At 50.4% G+C, this 14555-nt stretch carries 13 protein-coding genes, 8 tRNA genes and 1 rRNA gene; all 22 read left to right on the forward strand.

Translation table 11 applies throughout. From position 1 onward, the window contains the following. Positions 1 to 152 (forward strand): 23S ribosomal RNA (locus M4D81_RS25555); the annotation flags it as partial. Positions 153 to 235: 83 nt separating this feature from the next. Continuing rightward, positions 236 to 327: transfer RNA gene (locus tag M4D81_RS25560), tRNA-Ser, on the forward strand. Positions 328 to 359: 32 nt separating this feature from the next. Further along, positions 360 to 436 (forward strand) — tRNA-Met (locus M4D81_RS25565). Between the two features lie 9 nt (positions 437 to 445). Then, a tRNA-Val gene (locus M4D81_RS25570) sits at positions 446 to 521 on the forward strand. A 25-nt stretch (positions 522 to 546) separates the two neighbouring features. After that, a tRNA-Thr gene (locus tag M4D81_RS25575) sits at positions 547 to 622 on the forward strand. A 13-nt stretch (positions 623 to 635) separates the two neighbouring features. Beyond that, positions 636 to 712 (forward strand) — tRNA-Asp (locus M4D81_RS25580). Between the two features lie 84 nt (positions 713 to 796). Next, positions 797 to 869: transfer RNA gene (locus M4D81_RS25585), tRNA-Phe, on the forward strand. Positions 870 to 881: 12 nt separating this feature from the next. Next, a tRNA-Tyr gene (locus M4D81_RS25590) sits at positions 882 to 967 on the forward strand. 7 nt (positions 968 to 974) lie between these two features. Further along, positions 975 to 1047, forward strand: a tRNA-Lys gene (locus M4D81_RS25595). 150 nt (positions 1048 to 1197) lie between these two features. Next, entirely contained in the window at positions 1198 to 2418 is a 1221-nt protein-coding gene (locus M4D81_RS25600; protein ID WP_260068490.1) for a PucR family transcriptional regulator, read from the forward strand. A gap of 108 nt (positions 2419 to 2526) precedes the next feature. Next, a complete protein-coding gene (locus M4D81_RS25605; RefSeq protein WP_071219439.1) occupies positions 2527 to 3651 on the forward strand; it encodes an ABC transporter ATP-binding protein in 1125 nt (374 codons plus the stop codon). 434 nt (positions 3652 to 4085) lie between these two features. Continuing rightward, entirely contained in the window at positions 4086 to 5024 is a 939-nt protein-coding gene (gene hprK / locus M4D81_RS25610) for an HPr(Ser) kinase/phosphatase (protein ID WP_071219440.1), read from the forward strand. Between the two features lie 20 nt (positions 5025 to 5044). Further along, positions 5045 to 6178, forward strand: a complete 1134-nt coding sequence (gene lgt, locus M4D81_RS25615; protein WP_071219441.1) for a prolipoprotein diacylglyceryl transferase — start codon at positions 5045 to 5047, stop codon at positions 6176 to 6178. 7 nt (positions 6179 to 6185) lie between these two features. Then, positions 6186 to 6836, forward strand: coding sequence for a pyrophosphatase PpaX (ppaX, locus tag M4D81_RS25620; RefSeq protein ID WP_260068491.1), 651 nt, complete (start codon positions 6186 to 6188; stop codon positions 6834 to 6836). Between the two features lie 13 nt (positions 6837 to 6849). Beyond that, a complete protein-coding gene (locus tag M4D81_RS25625) occupies positions 6850 to 7356 on the forward strand; it encodes an acyltransferase (RefSeq protein ID WP_071219443.1) in 507 nt (168 codons plus the stop codon). Between the two features lie 181 nt (positions 7357 to 7537). Beyond that, complete coding sequence (locus M4D81_RS25630; RefSeq protein WP_260068492.1) at positions 7538 to 8764, forward strand: acyltransferase; 1227 nt, start codon at positions 7538 to 7540, stop codon at positions 8762 to 8764. A 398-nt stretch (positions 8765 to 9162) separates the two neighbouring features. Then, on the forward strand, positions 9163 to 10356 hold the full coding sequence (locus M4D81_RS25635; protein WP_071219445.1) for an ATP phosphoribosyltransferase regulatory subunit: 1194 nt from the start codon (positions 9163 to 9165) through the stop codon (positions 10354 to 10356). Positions 10357 to 10409: 53 nt separating this feature from the next. After that, positions 10410 to 11057: an ATP phosphoribosyltransferase gene (hisG, locus tag M4D81_RS25640; RefSeq protein ID WP_071219446.1), complete on the forward strand. Its 648-nt coding sequence runs from the start codon at positions 10410 to 10412 to the stop codon at positions 11055 to 11057. A gap of 124 nt (positions 11058 to 11181) precedes the next feature. Continuing rightward, positions 11182 to 12465 (forward strand): histidinol dehydrogenase, encoded by a 1284-nt coding sequence (hisD, locus tag M4D81_RS25645; RefSeq protein WP_260068493.1) that lies wholly within the window; start codon positions 11182 to 11184, stop codon positions 12463 to 12465. A gap of 60 nt (positions 12466 to 12525) precedes the next feature. Then, positions 12526 to 13131, forward strand: coding sequence for an imidazoleglycerol-phosphate dehydratase HisB (gene hisB, locus M4D81_RS25650; RefSeq protein ID WP_009595657.1), 606 nt, complete (start codon positions 12526 to 12528; stop codon positions 13129 to 13131). A gap of 3 nt (positions 13132 to 13134) precedes the next feature. Beyond that, complete coding sequence (gene hisH, locus M4D81_RS25655) at positions 13135 to 13749, forward strand: imidazole glycerol phosphate synthase subunit HisH (RefSeq protein WP_071219448.1); 615 nt, start codon at positions 13135 to 13137, stop codon at positions 13747 to 13749. Positions 13750 to 13791: 42 nt separating this feature from the next. Beyond that, positions 13792 to 14523 carry a 1-(5-phosphoribosyl)-5-[(5-phosphoribosylamino)methylideneamino]imidazole-4-carboxamide isomerase gene (gene hisA / locus M4D81_RS25660; RefSeq protein ID WP_260068494.1) on the forward strand — a complete coding sequence of 244 codons (732 nt, stop codon included), beginning with the start codon at positions 13792 to 13794 and terminating at the stop codon, positions 14521 to 14523. The last annotated feature ends 32 nt before the right edge of the window (positions 14524 to 14555 follow it).

Genomic DNA, 14555 nt, shown 5'->3' on the forward strand with positions numbered 1-14555 from the left:
AAGCGCTGAAAGCATCTAAGCGTGAAGCCCCCCTCAAGATGAGATTTCCCAACTAGTAAGACCCCTTGAAGACGACGAGGTAGATAGGTTGGAGGTGGAAGTGCAGCAATGCATGGAGCTGACCAATACTAATCGGTCGAGGGCTTATCCAAAAAAATATTTCAATGTGCTGCAAATTTCGTTTCGTATCTAGTTTTCAGGGAATCAATCTCTGTAACTGCATACAAGTTATGATGGAGAGATACCCAAGTGGCTATAAGGGGACCCTCTGCTAAGGGGTTAGACTGCGTAAGCGGTGCGAGGGTTCGAATCCCTCTCTCTCCGCCATTTGAATAACTTGAACGCAAATAGGTTTATATGGCGGTGTAGCTCAGCTGGCTAGAGCGTACGGTTCATACCCGTGAGGTCGGGGGTTCGATCCCCTCCGCCGCTACCATACATACCTGGAGGCTTAGCTCAGCTGGGAGAGCATCTGCCTTACAAGCAGAGGGTCGGGGGTTCGAACCCCTCAGCCTCCACCATGTACTATTTTTATCACCTTACCATGCCGGTGTAGCTCAATTGGTAGAGCAACTGACTTGTAATCAGTAGGTTGGGGGTTCAAGTCCTCTCGCCGGCACCATCTTTAATAATGTGGAACTGTGGTGTAGAGGCCTAACATGCCTGCCTGTCACGCAGGAGATCGCGGGTTCGAATCCCGTCAGTTCCGCCATTATTAATTTTAAGGAATAAAAATAGTCGGTTTTCCACAGATTAAAGTGGGATGCCGAACTTTATTTTTATGTCATTTATGTAAGGCTCGGTAGCTCAGTCGGTAGAGCAGAGGACTGAAAATCCTCGTGTCGGCGGTTCGATTCCGTCCCGAGCCACCTTTATATCCTGGAGGATTAGCGAAGTGGCCAAACGCAGCAGACTGTAAATCTGTTCTCGTCCGAGTTCGGTGGTTCGAATCCATCATCCTCCACCAGTAATAAGAGCCATTAGCTCAGTTGGTAGAGCACCTGACTTTTAATCAGGGTGTCGAAGGTTCGAGTCCTTCATGGCTCATCCGAAGAGTCGTCAACGTTGTTGACGGCTCTTTTTGTGTTGTTTTAAGCTGTTTTTGTACAATGTAAATAGGCTTAGAGAGAAGGCATTGTCGCTTGTACTGGGTCTTATGCTAAAATAAGAAAAAACGATAAAGTGGTGGAGTCATCAATGGTGGAGATGGAGCACATCGTTCAGAAACTGGAGCAGACCTTGGGTACCTCACTCGGTTTAAAAACATTGAATGATCAGGAAGCGGCATGGTTAACAAAATCAATGGCGACCTCACCGCCATTCGGTGATCGGATTGGTCATGAGGTAAGAGCCCAGGGGTCTGATAACCGTGTAGAAAACGGAAACGGAACCTCGCACAAATCACAAAGGGTTAACGGCGCCTATGCTCGCAAGGACCTGGGTGAGATTTGGATTCCAGTGAATCCACAGGATCCTAGCCGGGTAATCGTAGCGGATCAGGGTGCTCTGACGGAGTCGGAGATTGGGCTTATAACTCTACTATTGTCGAGCCTGCAGGATACGATGTCAGGGGGAGTACCCAAGAATACCGGTAAAGTTGAAGAAGAACGACGCGCCCAACAGTTGGGTGGTTGGTTAAAGGAACGCCTGCAAGCCGGTGAACTGCTTGCTGAATTACCAGAGGAAATGTGGATTCGGACAAGTTTGACAGAGGACATGGTTCCCTTTCTTCTAATTCATGAGAGCGAGCATGCCCCCACTCCAAGTTATAAGGCGCTGCATCGATTACTGCGCAGCTATTTTGGCGGGGACATCATTCTGGTGCCGCTGCTTGATAAGGAATGGATTATCCTAGCGAACCAAGAATTGCTGGATGGTATAACGACGGATGATAAAGAGGATACTTCGTTGGAAGGCGACCAGGATTTGCTCTCCTTATTCTGTATGGGGCTCTACGAGCTGATTTCAACGGAATGGGTGGGGGATTTCCATATCTCTGCGATACCGGCGGTTAATGCGCTGCACGCTCTGCCACAGACCGTTAGCATGTTAAGAGAGACCATGACCATCGGCCGTACATTCCAGGTCAAGGAACATATCCATTTATCGACCGGGCTTCATCTGGAGCGTCTGGTTTATAGCATTCCCGAGTACCAGCGCAATCAATTTCTGCGCGAGTACGCTGCCGGCCATACCGATTTGTTCGAGGATAGCGAGACATTGTCAACGCTCGAGTCTTTTTTCGAATTGGATTGTAACGTGAGTGAGACGGCCAAGCACCTGTATATCCACCGTAACACGCTGCTGTACCGCCTGGATAAGATTAAACAGGAGACGGGGCTAGATGTTCGCAGCTTCAGTGATGCGGTTTTAGTGAAAATAACGCTTCTATTGTATAAAGTGACGAAAAGGAAATAGGTTTTTTGTGCAGATTGTGTATAGCAAGTCAGGTGCCTATGGGGTAATATAAGATTATAAATTAATTGTATTCGATTTCATAACATTCATATGAGGGGGCAAATGCACATGGCTGGTGTACGCTTAGAGCATATTTACAAAAAGTATGCAGGTTCGGATAAAGCAACTGTAATTGACGTTAATTTGGATATTAAAGATAAAGAATTTTTGGTTTTGGTAGGTCCTTCCGGTTGCGGTAAGTCCACGACACTGCGTATGATTGCAGGTCTTGAGGAAATTTCTGAGGGTAAACTTTACATTGGCGACCGTGTTGTTAACGATGTAGCACCTAAAGATCGTGACATCGCGATGGTATTCCAATCCTACGCCTTGTATCCACATATGAACGTATACCAGAACATGGCATTCGGTTTGAAACTCCGTAAAGTGAAGAAAGACGAAATCGATAAGCGTGTACGTGAAGCAGCAAAAATCCTGGATATCGAGCATTTGCTTGAGCGTAAGCCAAAAGCTCTGTCCGGTGGTCAGCGTCAGCGTGTTGCCTTGGGTCGTGCGATTGTCCGTGATCCACAAGTCTTCTTGATGGATGAGCCGCTTTCCAACTTGGATGCGAAACTCCGCGGTCAGATGCGTGCCGAAATCACCAAGCTGGTTAAGCGTCTTGAAACCACTTGTATCTACGTAACGCATGACCAAACAGAAGCTATGACAATGGGTGACCGTATCGTTGTTATGCAGGACGGCATCATTCAACAAGCGGATTCCCCAGAGCAACTGTACAACAATCCGAACAACCTGTTCGTTGCTGGTTTCATCGGTTCCCCAACCATGAACTTCATCAACGGTAAATTGTCCGAGCAAAACGGTGGCGTATACTTCACTTCCCAGGGCTTGAACGTTCAAGTACCAGGTGGTAAAGCACAATTGCTCAAAAATAAATCCATGATTGGCAAAGAAGTGATCATGGGTGTTCGTCCGGAAGATATTCATGAAGAGCCAGTCTTCCTGGAAGCTTCCCCGAACACAATCTTCTCTGCAAAAGTCGATGTAACCGAGAACCTTGGTCACGAAATGCTCTTGTACCTGAGCGGCTTGGGCACCGATACGGTTATCGGCCGTGTAGACGGACGTTCGACTACTCGCGAAGGCGACAATGTGAAATTGGCACTCGACATGAACAAAGTTCATATCTTTGATAAAGAGTCTGAATTGAACGTATTGCTCGAAGACTAATCTTCAGCAATCGGGATCTCTTGAAAACCGCCCCCTCAAGGGGCGGTTTTTTTAGGAGAAAAAGACAATATCATGCTAGGATTCTCGCCCTGGGAAAAGGTTTGGATCTCCTTTGCCGATGCCAGTTGAGGTTTTCCATGGGCAGCAATCTATTTAAAGCACACCTCTATATAAGCCTAATGTCGCAATGGAGTAGTCGGTTAGAATTGCATTCATTGGCTTTTTTCGATAAGATAAGCACAAAGCAAGGCATACATAAGTATTGAACATATGGGATGTTGAGCATATTTCATGATAATTCCCAGGTCGAGATAAGTGTACAGAAGTGCTCTTTAGGAATAACTGAATAATGGAATATATCATCCAAGACGGGCCGTGCCATATGGCGGTTTCGTTGTGATGTCAACATACAATGGAAGAAGAGGGGTAAGACCATGGCCAAGAAAGTGAAGGTATCCGAGCTGGTCCAGCAGTTTCAGCTGGAGGTCATCGCAGGTGAGGAGGGCTTGAAACGTCAGATTACAACGGACGATCTGAATCGCCCGGGATTGGAAATGGCCGGTTATTTTGAATACCATCCGCGGGAGCGGGTTCAGCTTATGGGGCGCACGGAGTTGGCTTTCTTCGGAATGCTGAAGCCGGAAGAGCGTAAAGAGCGGATGCGCAGCCTGTGCACGGAAGAAACACCCTGTATCGTCGTAACACGTTCCTTGGAGGTGCCGGAGGAACTGGTGGAACTCGGGAATGAGAGAGGTTTGCCTGTACTGCGCAGCAGCATGGCAACAACCATTCTGACAAGCCGATTCACAAGCTTTCTGGAACGCAAACTTGCACCAACTACAACCATCCACGGGGTATTGTGCGATGTTTATGGCGTAGGGATGCTGATAACAGGCTCAAGCGGTATCGGGAAAAGCGAGACGGCACTGGAGCTCGTCAAACGCGGACACCGATTAATTGCGGACGATGCGGTGGAGATACGTCAGACATCGGATTTTCAGCTGCACGGTACGGCGCCGGAGCTCATTCGCCATCTTCTGGAGATTCGCGGAGTCGGTATTATTAATGTAATGACGTTATTCGGTGCAGGAGCCGTTCGAAACAATAAACGGATTACCCTTGTTGTGCGATTGGAAGCCTGGCAGCAGGATAAACAGTATGATCGTCTGGGGTTAGATGAAGAAACAACACGAATTATTGAGACGGACATCCCTCTGGTCACCATTCCGGTTCGTCCAGGACGTAACCTTGCGGTTATTATTGAAGTGGCAGCTATGAACTACAGATTGAAACAAATGGGACTGAATGCTGCGCTGCAGTTTACGAACAAACTGACAGCTACGATCGCTGAAGATATGGACGATTTGGACTAGGACTAGGGAGGTTATAAAAGATGCAAACATTGCTCATCGATCCGGTGGCGTTCTCCATCGGATCGCTGCGTGTTCATTGGTATGGCTTGATTTTGGGTTTGGGTGCTTTGGCGGGGCTGTTACTGGCCATTCGCGAGGGGAAGCGTTTTGGTATTCCGCAGGAATTTTTCATGGATTTGCTCTTGCTTGGCGTGCCTTCCGCAATCATTGGTGCTCGTATTTATTATGTAGCTTTTAAATGGGAAGACTATAAAGACAACTTCCTGGACGTGTTCAAAATATGGAACGGCGGGATTGCCATATTCGGTGCCCTGATTGGTGCCATTATCTGTGCGTTGATCTATGTTCGCAGAAAAGGCTACTCCTTCTGGCGGATTGCCGATATCTGTGCTCCGTCCCTGTTGGCCGGCCAGATCATTGGTCGCTGGGGGAACTTCGTGAACCAGGAGGCCTATGGCGGTCCTGTAAGCGAGTCCTTTTTACGCGGGCAGCTCCATTTGCCTGATTTCATCGTCAATCAAATGAATGTACAAGGCGTATTCCATCATCCTACCTTCCTATATGAATCCTTATGGAACTTGGTGGGTATTGTCATTCTCCTTATTCTTCGCAGGCAGAAATTCCTGCGCGCAGGCGAGCTCTTCATCGGATATTTCATCTGGTATTCCATCGGTCGATTCTTCATTGAAGCCGTACGCACGGACAGTTTGGCGTTCCAAGGCGCAGCCGGACTTGCCGACTTCATTAACAATACGTTATGGGCACCGATGACTTGGATGGGCTTTGAACTGGGCCATCTGGACCCGGCTTACGGCAATATTAGGATCTCCCAGCTGCTGTCCGTATTGATTGTCATTGGAGGCATCGTACTGATCATTGTGCGCCGTGTAACGGGTCGCGCCAATGTGCGCTATTTGGACCCTATCGTGTCAACGAAAACCGGAGCAGGTCCTACACCTGAAGCGGACCTTCAGACCAATAAAGCCGCGAAGTCGTCTGCGCAGGCACCTGTTAAGCAGGACAAACCGGCAGCAGAGCCAGCAGAGACGGCTGACAAAAGCTCTCTAACCCAAGTCCAGGAGCCGGAAGTTAAATCGTCCCCAGTAGAAGATACTCCGGCAATAAACCCAGATACGGAGGACAAAAAGGAGTAGTTGCAGCATGATCGAAACCGTACTGTTTGATTTGGACGGAACCATTATTGATACGAATGAATTGATTATCTCGTCGTTTCTGCATGTCTTCGAGGCTCAGACCCCAGGAGCGCTAACCAGGGAGCAGATCATTCCACATATGGGAACCACGCTGGAGCAGCAGCTGCAGGCTTTCTCGGGGGGCGTTGAGGACGTTAGTCCGCTTATCAAAGCATACCGCTCCTTCAACACGCTTCATCATGATGAGATGGTTCGACCGTTCCCCCATGTAAATGAAGTCGTGGAGCGTCTTCATCGTCACGGGCTTTCACTGGGGATCGTAACCACGAAGATTCGTCCTTCCACGATGATGACTTTGGAGAAGTTCGATCTGGAGCGTTTCATGTCGGCGATTGTGACGGTGAACGACGTCGAGCATCCGAAACCGCATCCTGAGCCTGTTCTGACGGCGATCGAGCGGCTGGGCGCCAATCCGGCTACGACGTTGATGATCGGGGACAGCCCGGTCGATATTCAATCTGCCAAGGCGGCGGGCGTGAAGGCCGCAGCTGTAGCTTGGTCCCTGAAGGGTGAGCAGAAGCTGATGGAGTATGGTCCGGATTATGTTTTAAAGGATATGAAAGACCTGTATGAGATCGTAGGACTTCAAGAGGAATAGGAGTTTTGGCAGCATGGCCAGAAAGATTACCCGTTATCCTGTAGAAGGGCCCAACGCGTTATGGCAAATCTACCGCACTGTAAGCCCGTTCAAGGGCGTCAAGAACTTCATCTTTATCCAGTTGGCCCGCTATTGTCCTATCCTGCCCTTGAAGAACTGGATATACCGTCATATGCTCGGGATGAAGGTGGGGAGGCATACCGCGTTTGGATTGATGGTCATGGTGGATGTGTTTTTTCCGGAGAAAATATCCATCGGCGAGAATTCGGTGATCGGCTACAATACAACGATTCTTGCCCATGAGTATTTAATAAAGGAATATCGTCTGGGTGAAGTGCGGATCGGGGAGAACGTGCTCATCGGCGCGAACACCACGATTTTGCCTGGTGTAACGATCGGAGATGGCGCGGTTGTTGCAGCAGGGTCTGTCGTACATAAAGATGTGGCACCGGGTGTTTTTGTAGGCGGCAATCCATTGCAAGAGCTGAAGAGGACATCAACGGAAAGTGAGTCAATTTGAGGTAATGTGACAAGTTAGGTTCTCAAGCTACCTGAATTATTGTAGAATGAGTAGAGGATAACATGACACAAAGCGATTCAATAGTCCCCTGGGTATGATAGCCTTGAGGGACTTTTTTGCCCGCCTATCCTTATACAATGACTCTATGAAAATACTTGAAAACAAGGAGGCGACGCCTGACATGAGTGCAACGCTGAACAAAAAGGAAAGGCTCCCGCAGCTCGATATTTATCGTGCGCTGGCCATCCTGGGCGTGCTTCACGTTCATGCGACTTCATTTGCAACTGTGGATGCGATTGATTCGCGATTCTATTATATTATTAATTTTTTGAATATATTTTTTAAATATGGTACACCCTCGTTTATATTCCTAAGCAGTTTTGTCCTGTTCTATAACTATGCGGACCGGCCGCTGACCAAGGATCTGATCAAAAACTTCTACAAACGGCGGCTCTTGTACATTCTGCTGCCTTATGTGTTGTTCTCGATCATCTATTTCTTTGTGCGGATGTATCAGAACGGGTTGCTCAACAGCTCATTTGATCTATGGGCGCAGATGCCGATTTTCTTTGAACGCTTGATTCGGGGGCAGAACTATACGCACTTATACTTTGTGTTTATTAGCTTGCAGTTCTATATCCTGTTTCCGATATTCCTCAAGCTGTTCAAATCGTCCCGGTTTCTCGTACGGTGGGCGGTTCCCATCGGGTTCCTGCTTCAATGGGGCTTTATCATATGGAATAAATACGAGCTGCACTACACGTTTAAAGGAAGCTTGGCGATCTCGTATTTAGCCTACTATATGCTGGGTGCTTATCTGGCGATGAATTACGACAAATTCAAGGGCTGGCTTACGTCATCTTGGAAAAAGCAGACGTCAGGTCAAAGAGCAGGTACAGTCGTGTTATGGGCGGGCTGGCTCGCGATGGCGCTGACGCACGTGCAGATTTGGTACAATCAGAGATTGCACGGTGCCAAATACGACTCCCTGTTGTACGAGATGTTATGGAATCTGCACACGGTTTTCTCCGCCATTGTGCTGATGCAGCTAGCCAGCTGGCTGTATAACAGCGGTTGGAGACTCATCGTGAAGGTGCTGACGCGGATTGGCGAGTTGTCTTTCGCGATCTATCTGGTGCATCCTCTCTGGCTGTTCCTGTATCGGGAGTACGATCTCAAGCTGAATCCGGTAACCGATGATTATCTCATCTGGATTTATGGCGGCATGGTAACTGCGCTGATTGTTAGTGCGCTGGTCGTACAAACGGTGTTCCGGTGGATTCCAGGCTCCTGGGTGCTGCTTGGCAGCGTTCCACGATCATTGAAGCCATCATCCAAAGCGCCAAAATCGCCATCGCAGAGAAAAGACACCGTTGCAGGCGACAGCAAGAAATCAGTTGATCTATAATCATAGCAGGCATATTCTTTATTCTTACCAAACATGATGAAGCAAAGCCGTCCGGCAATCGGGCGGCTTTTTTGTATGATTGGGTCATTCAGAGATTACGGGGGGCCTAATCATACGAAACCAGCTAATGTATTTGTATTTATGCCGCAAAAGACATGGGAGAGGTTTAACCCATAGACAAGCAAGCCACTCCAGCTTGTTCTTGTGTTACAATTATACCCAGAAGTTAAGCGAATTCTTTGGCGGCTAAGGTGAAGAACAACAGAGAACGATACATAGCAGGAAGCGTCCATGATGCATTGACGATCGGGCAGAGTTCATGGTAATATAGCCAATATCCTTTAATTAGGTACCACTTTACCATATTAAAGACTTTTCTGAATTTGAGGTGGAGCGTCATGTCTAAACCGAAAGGCTTCGAGAAACCGGCAGGTGTTCGTGATTATCTCCCTCATGCGGTCACGAAGCTGCGCCGCATTGAACGTGAAGTGCTGGCATGTATGGACCGCTGGGGATACCGGCAGATTATGACACCAACAATGGAATATTACGATACGGTAGGCGTGGCTAGCTCTACGTCGGACCAAAAACTGTTTAAATTATTGAATAAGCGCGGAACGACAATGGTGCTGCGGTCCGATCTGACCGCTCCCATAGCAAGGGTCATGTCGTCGCTGCTGAAGGATGAGCCGTTACCGGTGCGTTTGTCTTATCATGCGAATGTATTTCGCGCAATCGAAGAGGAGGCGGGCCGGGAGGCTGAATTCTTCCAGACGGGTGTAGAGCTTGTAGGCGACGATACACCGGAGGCCGATGCCGAAGTGATTGCACTGGCTATCGAATCCCTGAAGGCGGCAGGCGTGGAGAAATTCAAAATCGCGATGGGGCATATGGGTTACCTTAATGGCCTGCTCCAGGAATTGCTGCCTGAGCGGACGGAGGATCAAGAGAGCCTGAAGCAGGACCTGCTGAACCGCGACTATGTCGGATACCGTAACACCATTGCCAGTCTGCTCCTTACGGAGACACAGCAGGACCAGCTGGAGGGAATCCTGAAGCTGCGCGGGGGCCGGGAGATTGCCGGGCAGGCACTTGAGATTAGCAGCAACAATCTCGCAAGAGCTTCTATTGAGCATCTGTGCAGAGTATGGGAGGTGCTGGAGGCATACGATGTCTCCAGGCATGTTCTGTTTGATCTGACGATGCTCGGGGACTTCTCCTATTACACCGGAATGACATTCGAGGGATATGCCGCTGAACTTGGCTCACCGGTCGCAAGCGGCGGTCGTTATGATAAGCTGCTGCAGCAGTTTGGCCGTGCAGTCCCGGCAACAGGCTTTGCACTCAAAACTAATCGTATTCTGGATGGGGTGCAGGGCGAAGAGATTGCGGAGGAGCTGCCCATTCTGATCCGTTACACGGCTTCTTGTCGCAAAGAAGGTTTGGCGAAAGCGTCAGAACTGCGGGCGCAGGGCCATACCGTCATCACTTCGATCATTCCGGATTCGGCGAATATTCGCGATGAAGGCGTGCCCGTCGTATCCGGCAGTCTGCTTAACAGAGGCTACCAGGAGATCATTACCCTTCGATAGAACGTTGATATATCACCCTATTTTATATAGGTCAAGGTCAGGAGGATTTGAACGTGGCGGAAACGTTGAAAGTAGCGATGCCCAAAGGGCGTATATATAAAAAAGCATCCGCGCTGTTCCGTTCAGCCGGACTTCCGATTCCCCTCGATGTGGATGAGACGCGCAAGCTGGTCATTCCCTTGCCGGAGGCAGGAATGGAATTTATTCTGGCAAAGCCGGTGGATGTGCCGACTTATGTGGAATACGGTGTCGCGGATATCGGAATCGTTGGCAAGGATGTGCTGATGGAAGAGAACAAGGACGTCTATGAGCTGCTCGATCTCGGCATCGCAAGGTGCCGGATGTCGGTTATCGGCTTGCCGGACTGGAAGCCGGGCATTCGGCAGCGGGTTGCCACCAAATATCCGAATGTCGCTTCGCAGTATTTCCGTGAACAAGGCCAGCAGGTTGAGGTGGTTAAGCTGAACGGTTCGATTGAGCTTGCACCCCTTATCGGGTTGGCGGACCGGATCGTGGATATGGTGGAAACAGGCCAAACGCTCAAGGAGAACGGACTGATAGAAATGACCAGCATCTTTGAGATCACAAGTCGCCTGATTGCCAATCGCGTCAGCTATCGGATGAAGAATGATGAAATTCAGGCATTATGCGATCGCCTGCAAACGGTCATTATGTCTGAGGGAGCGAATATACAGCGCTAAGAAACACAGCTACAAACAGGATGAGTATGGTGATCGGACAGATTGATTATCGATTGAGTCAGAAACGATATGCGTGTATCGAAAACAGAATGTGATGCAAGCAGCGGGATTGGGGGAGATTAAGGTGAAGGTTGTATCAGCACGGGACTTTCAGCTGAAACGGGAAAATGATTACGGCACACCAGAGCAGAATGAAGTCGTGAAGGCGATTGTGCGGGATATTCGGTCTGAAGGAGATGCTGCCTTGCTGCGGCATACCGAGCAATTGGACCGTGTCCGTCTGACCGCAGATCAGCTTCGAGTTACAGAAGAAGAGCTCAAAGCGGCTTATGATCATGTGGAGCCCTCGTTCGTGAAGGCAATTCAGGCTGCCGCGGAAAACATACGCGCTTTTCATGTGAAGCAGAAGCGGAATTCCTGGATGGATCTTCAAGCCGACGGCAGCATCTTGGGGCAGATCATTCGCCCGTTGAAACGCGTGGGTGTATATGTGCCCGGAGGAAAGGCAGCCTATCCTTCGTCCGTGCTGATGAACGTAATCCCGGCGCAAGTGGCAGGCGTGCCCGAGATTGTCATGGTCACTCCCCCGGCAACCGGCGGGAAGGATGGGATTAATCCCTATATCCTGGTAGCTGCGGCCGAGGCCGGCGTTACGGAGATCTACCGCGTTGGAGGAGCTCAGGCCATTGCGGCGTTGGCCTACGGTACGGAGACCATTTCCCCCGTTGATAAAATTTGCGGTCCCGGCAATATTTACGTTGCGCTGGCCAAGCGAGAAGTATATGGTGCGGTCAATATTGACAGCCTGGCCGGTCCGAGCGAGATTGCAGTATTAGCCGATGACAGCGCGAATGCTTCGTATATTGCGGCGGATTTACTCTCCCAAGCAGAGCATGACGAGATGGCTTCGGCCATTCTCGTAACGCCTTCACGCAAGCTGGGTGAGGCCGTTGCCGCCGAGGTAGAGCGGCAGCTTGAGATGCTGCCGCGGCGCGACATTGCCCGGGCCTCCGTGGACACTTACGGCGCGGTGATCATCACGGAATCCCTTAACGAAGGAATAGAAGTTATTAACCGTTTGGCGCCGGAGCACCTGGAGATCGTGACGGCGGAGCCGATGGCCATCGTGGGCCAGATCGAGAACGCAGGCGCAATCTTCCTCGGGCCATATAGCTCGGAGCCGGTAGGTGATTATTTTGCAGGGCCGAATCATATCATCCCGACGAATGGGACGGCACGGTTTGCGTCGCCGGTGGATCTGGACGATTTCATTAAGAAATCGAGCTTGATCTACTATAGCAAGGAAGCGCTGCTGCGCGACGGAGAGCAGATTATGGAGCTGGCCCGGCGAGAAGGGCTTGAAGGCCATGCCCGGGCGATCGAGATTCGACTGGAGCAGGAGCGTTAATCAATAAAGAGGAGCATCAATGATTCGTTATATTAGATACGTATAGAGGAGGCAGTCAACGTGAGCAGTTTGGATGCAGCAGCAAGATCAGCCGGCGTGAGCCGCAAAACCAATGAAACCGATATTGCCTTGGATTTCAATGTCGATGGAACCGGGATCTCGGAACTGGAGACCGATGTACCGTTTCTGAATCATATGCTTGATTTGTTTACGAAGCATGGCCAATTTGATCTTCGCGTGAAAGCGAAGGGGGATATTGAGATCGATGACCATCACACGGTGGAGGATATCGGGATTTGCCTGGGGCAGACGTTCCGCGAGGCGCTGGGCGATAAAAAGGGTATTAAGCGATATGCCAGCGTGTTTGTACCGATGGATGAGGCGCTTGCTCAAGTCATTGTAGATATAAGCAATCGCCCGCATTTTGAGTACCGAGCGGAATATCCTTCGCAGCAGGTAGGCTCTTTCCATACCGAGCTTGTTCATGAATTTCTGTGGAAGTTGGCGCTGGAAGCCCGTATCACGCTGCATGTCATCGTTCATTACGGACACAATACCCACCATATGATTGAAGCGGTATTTAAGGCGCTTGGCCGTGCATTGGATGAGGCGACTACCGTGGATCCGCGGGTGACGGGCGTCCCATCCACGAAGGGAGTGCTCTAATCGATGGCGATTGCAATCGTGGATTATGGCATGGGCAATCTGCACAGTGTGAGCAAAGCAGTGGAGCGGCTTGGGTATGAGCCGCTCGTCACGGGGAAGCGGGAGGAGATTCTGGCTGCGGATGGCATCATTCTGCCGGGCGTCGGCGCGTTCGGCGATGCCATGGAGCAACTGCGCGAAACCTCGCTGGACTCGGTCATGAAGGATGCTGCGGAATCAGGGAAGCCGCTGCTGGGAATTTGCCTCGGCATGCAGCTCCTGTTCAGCCGGAGTGAGGAGCATGGCCAGTTTGAAGGGCTGGATATTTTGCCCGGATCGGTTGTTCGGTTTACGGGTGGTGACTACAAGGTGCCGCATATGGGCTGGAATTCATTGCAGTTCGAGAAGCGGGAGCATCCGCTGTTTGCGGGACTTGAGGAAGGTCATGTGTATTTTGTCCATTCGTATCATGTTCTTCCTGAGGTTCAGGCTGATTTGCTGGCGGTTACCGATTACGGTCAGCCAGTGACAGCCATCGTGGGGCGCGGTTCGGTGTACGGCATGCAGTTCCATCCCGAGAAGAGCGGGGAGCTTGGGATGAGCCTGCTTCGCAATTTCTTGGCTTTGACATTAACGTAATGTAAGGCGATCAAATAGACCAGAAGGAAAGTGGGAGTGGGGATGTCCTCTTTTATCATATATCCGGCAATCGATATACGTGGCGGCAAATGCGTCAGACTCGTGCAAGGCGATTATAATCAAGAAACGGTATACAATGATAATCCGCTGGAGGTAGCCAAATCGTGGGAAGAGCAGGGCGGCACGTTTATTCATCTCGTGGATTTGGACGGAGCCAAGGCAGGCCATCCGGTAAATGACGATATCATCGGGAAGATCGCAGCCAGCGTCCAGGTTCCGGTTCAGGTAGGCGGAGGCCTGCGCACGCTGGCGGATGTGGAGAGGCTGTTGTCGCTTGGCGTCAGCCGGGTGATCATCGGTACGGCGGCGATTGAAGACCGTGTCTTTACGGAAGAGGTGCTGGGCAAGTACGGGGATAAGGTGGCCATCGGGATCGATGCGCGCGACGGATACGTGGCAACTAGAGGCTGGCTGGAAACGTCCGAGGTTCAAGCCGAAGTGTTGGCTAAGGAGCTGGCAGCCAAAGGAGCGGAAACCTTCATCTTTACCGATATTTCCCGTGACGGGATGATGCAGGGGCCTAACGTGGAGGGGATTGTCTCGCTTGCCAAAGCCAGCGGCCGCTCGGTCATCGCTTCGGGCGGCGTGACGAAGCTGGACGATTTGCTGGCGCTCAGCGCGCACAGCGGTGACGGTGTAGGCGGAGCAATCGTAGGAAAGGCACTGTATACAGGCAATATTGACTTGAACGAGGCCATTACGCGAATCAAGTGAGGCCGGACCTAGGTTCCGTTCAAATAAGCGAT

The organism is Paenibacillus sp. p3-SID867 (assembly GCF_025142895.1).
In the GTDB taxonomy this organism is placed as follows: Bacteria; Bacillota; Bacilli; order Paenibacillales; family Paenibacillaceae; genus Paenibacillus_AQ.

What these genes read in the sequence shown, in the direction of transcription:
- M4D81_RS25630 (WP_260068492.1), top strand. Translation starts at nt 7,538, where the DNA reads ATGAGTGCAACGCTGAACAAAAAGGAAAGGCTCCCGCAGCTCGATATT.
- hisH (WP_071219448.1), top strand. Translation starts at nt 13,135, where the DNA reads ATGGCGATTGCAATCGTGGATTATGGCATGGGCAATCTGCACAGTGTG.
- hisA (WP_260068494.1), top strand. Translation starts at nt 13,792, where the DNA reads ATGTCCTCTTTTATCATATATCCGGCAATCGATATACGTGGCGGCAAA.
- ppaX (WP_260068491.1), top strand. Translation starts at nt 6,186, where the DNA reads ATGATCGAAACCGTACTGTTTGATTTGGACGGAACCATTATTGATACG.
- M4D81_RS25605 (WP_071219439.1), top strand. Translation starts at nt 2,527, where the DNA reads ATGGCTGGTGTACGCTTAGAGCATATTTACAAAAAGTATGCAGGTTCG.
- hprK (WP_071219440.1), top strand. Translation starts at nt 4,086, where the DNA reads ATGGCCAAGAAAGTGAAGGTATCCGAGCTGGTCCAGCAGTTTCAGCTG.
- M4D81_RS25635 (WP_071219445.1), top strand. Translation starts at nt 9,163, where the DNA reads ATGTCTAAACCGAAAGGCTTCGAGAAACCGGCAGGTGTTCGTGATTAT.
- M4D81_RS25600 (WP_260068490.1), top strand. Translation starts at nt 1,198, where the DNA reads ATGGTGGAGATGGAGCACATCGTTCAGAAACTGGAGCAGACCTTGGGT.
- lgt (WP_071219441.1), top strand. Translation starts at nt 5,045, where the DNA reads ATGCAAACATTGCTCATCGATCCGGTGGCGTTCTCCATCGGATCGCTG.
- M4D81_RS25625 (WP_071219443.1), top strand. Translation starts at nt 6,850, where the DNA reads ATGGCCAGAAAGATTACCCGTTATCCTGTAGAAGGGCCCAACGCGTTA.